We start from the raw sequence: 11391 nt of genomic DNA, 5'->3' as shown, positions 1-11391 counted from the left end.
GGGGTTACGCGACGGCGCGGTTGACGCCGCCGCAGACGTCGACGGTGGTGCCGGTGATGTACGAGGCCCGGGGCGAGAGGAGGGCGGTGACGGCGTACGCGACTTCGTCGGCGTTGCCGAGGCGCCCCAGCGCGATGCCGCGGTCGGCGGCGAGTGCGCTCTGCCAGGAGGCGTAGTCGAGGGGGCTGCCGGAGGCGGCGTAGCGGCGTTCCCACTGCCCGGTGTCGACGAGGCCGAGGCAGACGGAGTTGACGCGGATGCCGTCGGGGGCGAGTTCCTTGGACAGGGAGGTGGAGAGGTTGAGGATGCCGGCGCGGGCGGCGCTGGTGGTCATCAGCGCGGTCTCGGGCTGTTTGGCGAGGACGGCGTTGATGTTGACGACGGAGGCGTGCCCGGAGGCGCGCAGATGGGGCAGGGCGGCGTTGAGCGGATTGAGGACGCCGAAGAACTTGAGCTCCAGTTCGTCGCGCCAGTCGTCGTTGGTGGTCTCGGCGAACGGTTTCATCCGGGAGGCGCCGGCGTTGTTGACGAGTCCGTCGAGGCCGCCGAGATGGCCGGCGGCGGCCTCGGTGAAGGCCTGTACGGCGGCTTCGTCGCGTACGTCGCAGGGGGCGTGGTAGAGCGCGTCCGGGCCGGCGAGGCCGTCGAGGGCCTTGGCGAGGACGTCGGCGCGGCGGCCGCAGGTGGCGACGCGGGCGCCCTCTGCGAGCAGCATGCGGACGGTGGCGAGGCCGACGCCGGAGCTGCCGCCGGTGACGAGGACGCGGTGGCCTTTCAGGCGGAGGTCCATGGGGTTCCTTGCGGTTGGGGGCGGGGTACGGGGGCTCCGCGGGGCACCGGGAACCCCGGTGCGGGGTGTCCTCGATCGCCTGCCTGGTTCGACGTGCCGGCCGGGCGGGCCCGAGTGGCTCACTGCATCGTGAAACCGCCGTTGACGGCGAAGGTCTGGCCGGTGATGTAGCCGGATTCGTCGCCGATGAGGAAGGCGATGAGGCCGACGAGGTCGGCGGGTTGCTGGGGGCGGGAGATGGCCCGGTTGAGGCGGTACAGCTCGTGGCGCTCGGCGGGGATGTCGACGGCTGACTCCCCTTCGGTGAGGCCGGGGGCGACGGCGTTGACGGTGATGCCGAGGTCTCCGGTCTCGCGCGCCATGGCCCGGGTCAGGGAGATGACGGCGCCCTTGGAGGCGATGTAGTGGGCGAGTTGGGGCGATCCGTACAGGGCGGCGTCCGAGGCGAGGTTGACGATGCGTCCGCCGCCCTGCGCCCGCATGAGCGGGAGGAGGGCGCGGGCGACGAGCCAGGGGCCGCGGGCGTTGACCGTCATGATGCGGTCCCAGGCCTCGACGTCGATCTCGTGGAAGGGTTTGCCGCCCACCGCGTTGGCGAGTCCGGCGTTGTTGACCAGGCCGTGCAGCCGGCTGCCGTCGCCGGCGAGGGTGGCGGCCAGGGCGGCGGCGGAGCCGGGGTCGGCGACGTCGAGCGGGTGGTAGTCGGCGGTGATGCCTTCGGCGCGCAGTTCCCGGGCGGCCTGCCGGCCGGTGGTCTCGTCGAGTTCGGCGATGACGACGCGGTGGCCGTCGCTGCCGATCCGGCGGGCCGCGGCCAGTCCCAGGCCGCGGCCGGCGCCGGTGACGACGACCGTGCGGGGGGTGTCGTCGGTGGCCATCAGTCGCGGGTGATGCCGTGCATCGGGGAGTGCGCGGGGTAGGTCGGGACCTGGGGCTTCCGGGTGCCGATGATGACGCAGAACAGGGCGTCGGTGTCGCCCTCGTTCTTCAGGGAGCGGGCGACTCCGGCGGGGACCACTATCATGTCGCGGTAGCCGAGGGTGCGGTACTCGGCCTCGTCGGCGCCGCGGTGGATGCCGACCTTGACCTGGCCCTCCAGGACGAAGAAGGCCTCCTCGACGTCGTGGTGGGTGTGCTCGGGGCCTTCGGCGCCCGGCGGGAGCAGCATGTTGGAGAGGGTGAAGCCGCCCGACGGCAGGATGCGGTTGTCGTTCTCGTGGTTGCCGGTCGCGCCGGAGCCGACGTAGCGGATCTGGGCACGGCGGTACTGCGCGCCGGCCTTCTCCTGGAAGGAGAGGGTGTTCCAGTCGGGCTCGCGGGAGTCCTTGGTGGCGATGAGGGAGTCGGTGAACTTCGCGAGGTCGCCGTCGGTCTCGTACGGGGTGTTGTCGATGGGCACGGGATGCTCCTGGTTCTGTGGTGGGGTCGGGGTCTCGTCGTTACGCGGGAAGGCGGGCGACGACGTGGAGGTGGGCGCGGACCCAGGCGTTGAAGGCCTCGGGGCGTTCCTGGTTGGAGAGGTGTCCGGCGCCGGAGAGGGTCACGTAGACGGACTTGGTGAGTCCGCCGGCGATGGCCTGCGACTCGTCGGTTCCGGTGACGGTGTCCTGCTCGCCGCACAGCACGAGGGCGGGTGCGGTGATGGCGGGCAGGTCGTCGGTGAGGTCGGCTTCGGCCATGGAGGCGGCGGCGTATCCGTAGCCGGGGCTGCGGACGGAGGCGGCCATGGTGGCGACGACGCGTTCCACGAGTTCGGGGGGTGCGCCGGCGGAGACGAGGCGTGGTCCGCGGGCGGCGGCGAAGGTTTCGGGTCCCTGGTCGGCGAGTTGGTGTGCACGCCCGCGCATGGCTTCGGCCTTCTCCGGGTGGGTGCCGGAGCCGCGGCTGGAGTCGGCGACGATCAGGGAGGCGACGAGTCCGGGGTGGCGGGTGGCGAGGCGCAGCGCGATGACGCCGCCCCAGGAGACGCCGAGGACGTGGGCCGGGCCGCCGTGTGCGCGGATGAGGGCGGCGGCGGTGTCGGCGTAGCCGTCGAGGCCGGGTGCGCGGTCGGGGTCGTCGGAGTCCGCGTAGCCGGGGGCGTCCCAGGCCACGACGCGCACCTGGTCGGCGAGCCCGTCGAGTTGGGGGACGAAGGCGGCGGAGGAGGAGCCTATGCCGTGGAGGCAGAGGAGCAGCGGGGCGTCCGGGTCGCCGGCCTCCCGGGTGTGGATCCCGGCGGCGGTCACAGGATCTGTCCTGCCCGGCCGACGACGGCGCCGAGGCTGCGGAGCACGGCGTGCGGGACGACCTGGCTGGTGGCGGGGTTCGCCTCGTCGGGCCGGTGGGCGACCTCGAAGCGGTAGGTGCCGTGCGGGCCTGCCGCGTCGATGACGTGCCGGGTGAGGGTGGCGTCCGGGTCGGCGACGACGACGACCCGGACGAGGGCGGGGTCGCCGGTGGCGAGGGCGACGGACGCGGCGACGTTGGTCGACTTGGGGAACTTCACCGGGACGTCGGCGGCGGTGCCGCGCATCACTTCGAGGGGTCCGGTGGTGGTCCGCAGCCGCTCGGTCAGTTCCGCGTCCATCCAGGGCTGGTGGAGGGTGGCGGGGAGCTTGGTGGTGGTGAGGGTGACGGAGGTGAGCGGGCCGAGTCCGCGGACGGCCTGGAGGAGGTCGAGTCCGCCGACGGCTCCGCCGGTGAAGTAGACGCGTCCGGGTCCGGCGGCGCGCAGCCGGTCGGTGAGTTCGGGGTCGACGAGGGCGCCGGTGGAGGCGATCAGCAGGTCGGCGCCGCTGTCGAGGACGCGCTCGGCCCATTCGCGTACGACGGCCTGGCCCGCCGCTTCGACGATGAGGTCGCAGACGGCGAGGGCGTCCTCGAAGGAGAGCTGGGGTGCGGGGGCGTCGACGAGGGGGCGGTTGTCGATGATGCAGGTGAGTTCCGCGCCGGGGATGTGTCCTTCGGCGAGCGCGGTGCCGACGACGCGTCCGATGGCGCCCCAGCCGACGAGGCCGACGCGGCGCACGGGGCGGGTGGGGCGGGTGGTGATGTCCGGCCGGGGGCTGAGGGTGGTGGTCATGCGGTCACCTCTTCTGGCGCGTCGGTGGGGGTGGCGAGGGGTCCGGGGTCGGGGGTGCCGGCCATGTGGCCGCGGATGGCGGGTGAGGGCGGTCCCGCGGTTCCCCAGAGGTCGGAGAGGTCGGGGGTGCGGCGCCAGACCTTGGCGATCCAGGCGTCCTCGACGATCTGGGCGACCTCGGAGGTGTATTCGCAGACGAGTCCGGCGGGGTCGGTGAAGTAGGAGAAGGTGTTGTTGCCGGGTCCGTGGCGGCCGGGCCCCCACTGGGGGTTGATGCCGTGGTGGCGCAGGCGTCCGAGGCCGCGCATGAAGTGGTCGACGGAGGTCATCTCGTAGGCGACGTGGTTGAGGGAGGTCCACTCGGCCTGGTTGAACGCGATGCAGTGGTGGTCGGCGTTGCAGCGCAGGAACGCCATCTGGTGCTCGGACCAGTCGGAGACGCGCAGGCCGAGGACGCAGGTGTAGAAGGCGACGGCGGCGTCGATGTCCGTGGTGTTGAGGACGGTGTGGGTGACGCCGACGGGGACGGCGGCGTCCCGGCCGCGCGGGGTGACGGCGTGGGTCTGGGCGCTGAGTTCGATCAGCCGGCCCTCGGGGTCGGTGAAGCGGAGTCCGTAGCCGCCGCCGACCTGGTCGAGGGGGCCGGGGCCCGCGACGGGGACGATGCCCCGGGCGAGGAGCCGGCGGGCGGCCTCGTCGATCTCGGCGGGGGTGGCGATGGCGAACGTGATGCGGCCGAGGCCGTTCCGCTCTCCGCGGGCGAGGTGGAGGACGTGGTGTTCCTCGCCGGTGCCGCGCAGCCAGGCGGCGTCCGCTTCCTGCTCGACGGCTTCCAGGCCCCAGACCTCGCGGTAGAAGTCGGCGGACTCGGTGAAGGCGGGGGTGCGGAGCTCGACGGAGCGCAGGGCGCGCAGCCGGGCCACGGGTGCCGGCAGGGGGTGTGGGGTGTTCTCGTACGTCATGGGGGGCTCCGGGTTCGTCTCGCTCGGCTTCACTGGGCGGCCCAGGGCAGGGGGGTGGTGTCGGTGGCCCAGTAGAGGGACTTCTGCCGCTGGTAGCCGCGGATGAGGTCGCGGCCCTTCTCGGTGCCGATGCCGCTGTCCTTCAGCCCGCCGAACGGGGTGGAGATGCTGAACTGCTTGTACGTGTTGATCCAGACGGTGCCCGCGTCGATGCGGCGGGCGAGGCGCCAGGCCCGGGCGTGGTCGCGGGTCCAGATGCCGCAGGCCAGTCCGTAGACGCTGTCGTTGGCCTGGGTGACGAGGTCGTCCTCGTCGTCGAAGGGCAGGGCGACGACGACGGGTCCGAAGATCTCCTCCTGGCAGACGCGGGCGGAGTTGGGCAGACCGTCCAGGACGGTGGGGAGGTAGTAGGCGCCGTCGCGGTACCGGTCGCCGTCGGGGGCGGCTCCTCCGCACCGGACGGTGGCGCCCTCCTCGCGGGCCAGGTCGACGTAGGCGGCGACGCTGTCGCGGTGGCGGTGGTGGACGAGCGGGGCGACCTGGGTGCCGGGGTCGGTGCCGGGTCCGACGCGGAGTTTCCCGGTACGGGAGACGAGTTCGCCGAGGAACTCCTCGTAGCGGGGGCGGGCGACGAACAGCCGGGAGCCGGCGATGCAGCTCTGGCCACTGGAGGAGAAGACGCCGTACATGACGCCGGCGAGGGCCTGTTCCAGGTCGGCGTCCTCCAGCACGATCGTCGGGGACTTGCCGCCGAGTTCGAGGGAGACGGGGATCAGTTTGTCGGCGGCGGCGTGGGCGAGGGTGCGGCCGGTGGCGGTGCCGCCGGTGAAGGTGATCTTCTCCACGGCCGGGTGGCGGACGATCGCGTCGCCGATGACGCTGCCGCGGCCGGGCAGGACGGAGAGCAGGGCGGTGGGCAGCCCGGCCTCGGTGAGTGCCCGGTGGACGAGGCGGCCGAGCGCGAGGGCGACGAGGGGGGTCCACTCGGCGGGCTTGAGGAGGACGGCGTTGCCCGCGGCGAGGGCGGGGGCGAGTTTCTGGGCGTCGCTGGCGATCGGCGAGTTCCAGGGGGTGATCGCGCCGACGACGCCGATGGGCTCGTGGACGCTCATCGTGACGTACGGGCCGCGGGAGGGGGTGAGGGTGTCCTCGGCGGTCTCCAGGGCTGCGGCGGTGTAGCGGAAGGTGCCGGCGGCGCTGTGGACGAGGGCCCGGGTCTCGGTGCGGCATTTGCCGGTGTCGGCGGTCTGCAGGGCGGAGAGCCGGTCGGCGCTCTGCTCGACGAGGTCGGCGATGCGGTGGAGCAGCCGGGCGCGGAGGTGGGCGGGGAGCTCGCGCCAGGCGGGGTCGTGGGCGGCGCTGGCGGCTGCGGTGGCGGCCTCCTCGACGTCGTCGAGGGATGCGGCGTGCACGGTGGCGATGACCTGGCCGGTGGCCGGGTCGACCGTTTCGATGAGGGCGCCACGGCCCTGTCGCCACTGCCCCGCGACCAACACCTCGTCGGCAAGCATCAGTTGGCCTCCTGCGATCGGATCGATTACCTCAGAGCTAAAAATCTAAGGGCTTAAGTAATCGTCCGCAAGCCCCCTCGGCAAAATCTCCTTTTGCCTCCGAGGGGCTTGACGGCCGGCACCCCTGGACCGGTAAAACTTAAGCACTTAAAAGCTAGGCACTTACAGAGGTGGCGGCCAGGGCGCGTGGGCGACTTCACAAGCTCACGAGCGCCGTGTGGCCGTTCCCGCCCGTACGCTCAGCTCGTTCCCGCCCCTCCGTAACCCCGTACACCTGGCTCCCCAACCGCTCCGGCCCCACGCGGAGCAGGAGGAACCCTGGATGAGCACCGACACCTCGAAGGACGCCGCCGCCGGCCTCCAGCCGGCCGGCACCACCCGCGCCACCATCGCCGCCCGCTTCGAGCGCCTGCCGCTCTCGCGCTGGCACGTCACCGTCCGCCTGATCGTGGGTGTCGTCACCTTCTTCGAGGCCTTCGACCAGCTGCTGATCGCCTATGCGCTGCCGGAACTCCGCGACGAGTGGCAGCTGTCCACGGGCGACGCCACGGCGGTCCTCACGGTCGGCTCGGCCGGCATGCTCGTCGGCGCACTGCTGTCGGGCCGGCTGGCCGACCGCTACGGCCGGGTGAAGGTGATCGCGTACTGCGTGGCCGCGTCCGGGCTCGTGAGCCTGGCGCTGACCGCGTGCACCTCGCTCACCCCGTTCCTGGCCCTGCGCTTCGTCCAGGGGCTCGCGATCGGGGGCGAGGTGCCGGTGGCGGCGGCCTTCATCAGCGAGATCACCCGGAGCTTCAAACGGGGCCGCTTCGTCCTGCTGTACGAGCTCGTCTTCCCGGCCGGCCTCACCATCGGCGCCCTGGTCGCGGCCTGGGTGGTCCCGGCGGCGGGCTGGCGCGTGATGTTCGCGGTCGCCGCCGTACCCGGCCTGCTGGCCTTCCTCGTCCAGCGGGGGGTCCCCGAATCACCCCGCTGGCTGGCGGAGCGCGGCCGGCTGGACGAGGCCGACGCGGTGATGACGGAGATCGAGGCGAAGGTCTCGGCGGCGACGGGCAAGCCGCTCCCCCGCCCGTCCGGCCCCGCCCCCACCGCCCCGGAATCCGTGGCAGCGGCCACCGCCACCCCCGCCGAACGCGCCGCGACCGGAGTGCGCGGCCTGTTCACCGGCCGCTACCGGCGCCGCACACTGGTGGTCGGCGCGATCTGGTTCACCGGCTACTTCGTCAACTACGGCGTGACGTCCTGGCTGCCCAGCATCTACAAGGACGCGTACGGCCTCACCCTCTCCGACGCCCTGCTGTACTCCACGGTGACCTCGGTCGCCGGCCTGCTCGGCTGCCTCGTCGTCGCCCTCACCGTGGACGTACTCGGCCGCCGCCGGATCTTCGCGATCTGCCTCGGCGCCTCGGCCGCCCTCCTGCTCACCCTCGCCGCGCTCGGCGCCGGCACCCCCGCACAGGTCCTGGTCTGGACCTCGCTCTCGGCGGTCGGCTTCTTCGGCTCCAACATCTGCCTGTACCTGTACACGCCCGAGCTCTACCCGACCCGGATGCGCGCCCTGGGGTGCAGCGTCGGCGGCGCGGTCAACCGGCTGGGCGTGATCCTCGGCCCGGTGCTGGTGGGCGTCGTCTACGCGGCAGGCGACAGCGTCGGCGCGGTGTTCGTGATGCTGGGAACGGTGGCCCTGGTGGGCGCCGTGGTGGCCGGGACGCTGGCGGAGGAGACGGCGAACCGGCCGCTGGAGGAGATCTCTCCCTGAGCCCCTGCCCCGGGGCCCGCCGCTACTCCCCCGCCCCGTTCGCCGCCGACTCGTCCGCGATCCGTTCATGGTGGCGGATGACCTCCGCCACGATGAAGTTCAGCAGCTTCTCGGCGAACGCCGGGTCCAGATGGGCGCTCTCGGCCAGTTGACGGAGCCGGGCGATCTGACGGGACTCGCGGGCCGGGTCGGCCGGGGGGAGCTGGTGGGCGGCCTTGAGGTGGCCGACCTGCTGGGTGCACTTGAAGCGCTCGGCGAGCATGTGCACAACAGCCGCGTCGATGTTGTCGATGCTCTCGCGCAGCCGGTTCAGTTCGGCGCCTACGGAATCGTCGATGTCGCTCGTGGTCATGGTCAGTGAGCTTAGAGGTGCCCGGCTACGGGATGATCGTCGGAGGGTGTTCCGGGTCCGGAACACGGTCGCTCCAGCCACCCGGCACGCTGCGGCCCTGCTGTTCGCGGAAGCGGACCGGGGCCATGCCGACGCGGCGGGCGAACAGCCGGGAGAAGTACGCCGGGTCGTCGTACCCCACCCGCCGGGCGACAGCGGCGACGGGCAGGTCCCCGGTGGCCAGGAGTTCCTTGGCGCGGCCCAGCCGGATGGTCAGGAGGTAGTCCTTCGGACTGCACCCGGCGCCCCGCCGCACCGCCGTGCGCAGTTCGGCGGGCGTCATGCCGTGCCGGGCCGCGTGCTCGGCGACGGAGAAGGGCTGGAAGGCGTCACGGGCCAGGGCCTGGAGCACCGGGTCGCCGTCGGGGCCGATGTCGGCGCGCGCCCGGCGGAGCGCGACGAGGAGTTCGTGGACGGCCGCCCCCGTCTCGACCTCCAGCAGGGGGTTGCCGCGGCGGGCCGCCCTGACCATCCGGCCCACGGCGGCCCTCGGCGCCCCGGTGTCGGAGAGCGGGACGAGGGGGCGGTCCGGCTCGATGTAGCCGAGTTCGGTGTACGTGGTGGTGGCGGGCCCGGTGAAATCGACGAAGCTCTCGTCCCAGCCGGTGACCGGGTCGGCGCCGTAGTGGTGCGGGGTGCCGGGGGTCAGCCAGATCAGGCTGGGCGCGGTGACGGGCACCCGGCGCCCGTCCGGACCCGCGAACCATCCGCTGCCCGCGTTGATGACGACGGCCACGTGGTGGTCCAGGGTGCGCGGGCCGACGGTCGGCAGCGTGCCGTGCTGCAGGCCGACCCCCAGGCAGACCAGGCCGAGGCGGTGGTGGAGCGGGCTCGGCGTGAAGAAACGCATCCAGGTGTGGTACATCGGCCTTCGTTCCTCCGTCCGCGACCGGGTGACGTGCGGCGTCGTGTGCTGCGTCCAATCAGCAGTGATCTTTGTCCATGGACCGGCCGCACGCCAGGGCTGAGGCTGGGCCGTGACCTTGCTCCCGGGTTCGCCCGCTCCGTCACACGTACGCGTTCCGCTCGTACCGGGCCGCGCGGCGCGGCGTTCACGGGACCGCGCGCATCAGGAGAGAACGAGCACGATGGCTGACTTCACCGTGGCGGACGACCACTTCCGGATCGACGGGACGCCCGTACGGCTGCTGTCGGGGGCGCTGCACTACTTCCGGGTCCACGAGGCGCAGTGGGAGCACCGGCTGTCGATGCTGCGGGCGATGGGCCTGAACTGCGTCGAGACGTACGTGCCGTGGAACCTCCACGAGCCGCGGCCCGGCGAGTTCCGGGACGTCGGGGCGCTCGGCCGCTTCCTGGACGCGGCACAGCAGGCCGGTCTGTGGGCGATCGTCCGCCCGGGGCCGTACATCTGCGCGGAGTGGGAGAACGGCGGGCTGCCGGCCTGGGTGACCGGGCGGTTCGGCCGGCGGGTGCGGACCCGGGACGCCGGGTATCTGGACGCGGTGGAGCGGTGGTTCGCCGAGCTGCTGCCTCAGGTGGTGGAGCGGCAGGCCGACCGCGGCGGTCCGGTGATCATGGTGCAGGCGGAGAACGAGTACGGCAGCTACGGCACCGACGCCGTCCATCTGCGCCGGATCGCGGCCGTGCTCGGTGGGTCCGGCGTGAGCGTTCCGCTGTTCACCTCCGACGGGCCGGAGGACCACATGCTCACCGGCGGCTCGGTGCCCGGCCTGCTGGCCACGGCGAACTTCGGTTCGGGCGCCCGCGAGGCGTTCCGGGTGCTGCGCCGTCATCAGCCCGGCGGTCCGCTGATGTGCATGGAGTTCTGGTGCGGCTGGTTCGAGCACTGGGGTTCGCCGCCGGTCCTGCGGGATCCGGCGCAGGCCGCCGACGCACTGCGGGAGATCCTGGAGTGCGGGGCCTCGGTGAACATCTACATGGCGCACGGGGGGACGAACTTCGCGGGCTGGGCGGGCGCCAACCGTTCCGGGCCGCTCCAGGACGGGGAACTGCTGCCGACGGTGACGTCGTACGACTACGACGCGCCGGTGGACGAGTACGGGCGGGCCACGGAGAAGTTCCACCTGTTCCGGGAGATCCTGGCCCGGTACGCGGACGGGCCGCTGCCCCCGCTGCCGGCCGGCCCCACCGGCCTGGCTCCGGTACGGGCCGAACTGACCGAGTGGGCGCCGCTGCCCGACGTCATGGAGGCGCTGGGCGACGAGGAGACGGCGGAGTCCGGTGTGCCGCCCACGTTCGAGGAGCTGGGGGTCGACCGCGGCCTGGTCCGCTACCGGGTGGCGGTACCGGGTCCGCGCGACCCGTACCCCCTGGGCGTCCTCGGGCTGCGGGACCGGGCGGTCGTGTACGTGGACGGCGTCCGCCGCGGCGTGCTGAGCGAGGTGGACAGCACGCTGGCGGAGCCGGTGGGCGGGCCCGCCGAGGTGGAGCTGTGGGTGGAGTCGCTGGGCCGGGTCAACTACGGGCCCCGGCTGGGCGAGCCGAAGGGGATCACCGGGGGCGTGCTGCACGAGCGCCAGTTCCTGCACGGCGTACGGGCGCGGGCGCTGCGGCTCGACGCGTTCGACGGCCCGGCCGCGTTGGAGGACGTGCCGTTCGCGCCGGTCGACGGGTCCGGGGGGACCGGACTGTACCGGGGCACGTTCGAGGTCGCCGACGTGTCCGGAACCGGGCACGCGGGTTTCGAACTGCCGGGCTGGACGCGCGGGTTCGTCTGGGTGAACGGATTCTGCCTCGGACGCTACTGGGCGGCGGGCCCGCAGCGGACGCTGTACGTGCCGGGTCCGGTGCTGCGGGACGGGGCCAACGAGGTGTGGGTGCTGGAGGTGGAGGGTGCGGCGGCTCCGTACGCGGAGCTGGGCCCGGGGGTGCCCGTGCGGGCGCCCGGGCCGGCGGGCCCGGACGTCTGACGGGCCCCGCCCGCCCCGGTCTA

At 72.9% G+C, this 11391-nt stretch carries 11 protein-coding genes; 2 read left to right on the top strand and 9 right to left on the bottom strand.

The window, feature by feature from the left end; genetic code table 11:
* Window positions 1–4 precede the first annotated feature (4 nt).
* From ACIQMX_RS22195 to ACIQMX_RS22165, 7 genes are all read right to left on the bottom strand, one after another.
* Complete coding sequence (locus ACIQMX_RS22195) at window positions 5–790, bottom strand: SDR family oxidoreductase (RefSeq protein ID WP_402480443.1); 786 nt, start codon at window positions 788–790, stop codon at window positions 5–7.
* A 119-nt stretch (window positions 791–909) separates the two neighbouring features.
* The gene (locus ACIQMX_RS22190) at window positions 910–1668 is read right to left on the bottom strand and encodes an SDR family oxidoreductase (RefSeq protein ID WP_402480440.1); all 759 of its coding nucleotides are present in this window, start codon (window positions 1666–1668) and stop codon (window positions 910–912) included.
* Window positions 1668–2189 carry a cupin domain-containing protein gene (locus ACIQMX_RS22185; RefSeq protein ID WP_389059095.1) on the bottom strand — a complete coding sequence of 174 codons (522 nt, stop codon included), beginning with the start codon at window positions 2187–2189 and terminating at the stop codon, window positions 1668–1670. Before ACIQMX_RS22185 ends, ACIQMX_RS22190 begins: the two co-directional genes overlap by 1 nt.
* A 40-nt stretch (window positions 2190–2229) precedes the next feature.
* On the bottom strand, window positions 2230–3018 hold the full coding sequence (locus tag ACIQMX_RS22180; RefSeq protein WP_402480437.1) for an alpha/beta fold hydrolase: 789 nt from the start codon (window positions 3016–3018) through the stop codon (window positions 2230–2232).
* Entirely contained in the window at window positions 3015–3854 is an 840-nt protein-coding gene (locus ACIQMX_RS22175) for an aspartate dehydrogenase domain-containing protein (protein WP_363070556.1), read from the bottom strand. Before ACIQMX_RS22175 ends, ACIQMX_RS22180 begins: the two co-directional genes overlap by 4 nt.
* A complete protein-coding gene (locus ACIQMX_RS22170; protein WP_402480434.1) occupies window positions 3851–4816 on the bottom strand; it encodes a VOC family protein in 966 nt (321 codons plus the stop codon). The genes ACIQMX_RS22175 and ACIQMX_RS22170 overlap by 4 nt, the downstream gene beginning before the upstream one ends.
* A 29-nt stretch (window positions 4817–4845) precedes the next feature.
* Window positions 4846–6327: an aldehyde dehydrogenase gene (locus ACIQMX_RS22165; RefSeq protein WP_402480431.1), complete on the bottom strand. Its 1482-nt coding sequence runs from the start codon at window positions 6325–6327 to the stop codon at window positions 4846–4848.
* A 322-nt stretch (window positions 6328–6649) separates the two neighbouring features.
* Between ACIQMX_RS22165 and ACIQMX_RS22160 the strand changes: the two genes are divergently transcribed.
* The gene (locus ACIQMX_RS22160; protein WP_402480429.1) at window positions 6650–8086 is read left to right on the top strand and encodes an MFS transporter; all 1437 of its coding nucleotides are present in this window, start codon (window positions 6650–6652) and stop codon (window positions 8084–8086) included.
* Window positions 8087–8108: 22 nt separating this feature from the next.
* On the opposite strand, the gene ACIQMX_RS22155 is transcribed toward ACIQMX_RS22160, so the two are convergent.
* On the bottom strand, window positions 8109–8438 hold the full coding sequence (locus tag ACIQMX_RS22155; protein WP_306069773.1) for a chorismate mutase: 330 nt from the start codon (window positions 8436–8438) through the stop codon (window positions 8109–8111).
* Window positions 8439–8463: 25 nt separating this feature from the next.
* Window positions 8464–9342, bottom strand: a complete 879-nt coding sequence (locus ACIQMX_RS22150; RefSeq protein ID WP_363070548.1) for an AraC family transcriptional regulator — start codon at window positions 9340–9342, stop codon at window positions 8464–8466.
* Window positions 9343–9565: 223 nt separating this feature from the next.
* Here ACIQMX_RS22150 and ACIQMX_RS22145 point away from each other — a divergent pair, with 223 nt between their 5' ends.
* Window positions 9566–11368 carry a glycoside hydrolase family 35 protein gene (locus ACIQMX_RS22145; RefSeq protein ID WP_402480425.1) on the top strand — a complete coding sequence of 601 codons (1803 nt, stop codon included), beginning with the start codon at window positions 9566–9568 and terminating at the stop codon, window positions 11366–11368.
* The last annotated feature ends 23 nt before the right edge of the window (window positions 11369–11391 follow it).

The organism is Streptomyces sp. NPDC091416 (assembly GCF_044756845.1).
Lineage (GTDB): Bacteria > Actinomycetota > Actinomycetes > Streptomycetales > Streptomycetaceae > Streptomyces.
This window is presented reverse-complemented; position numbering and strand designations above follow the sequence as displayed.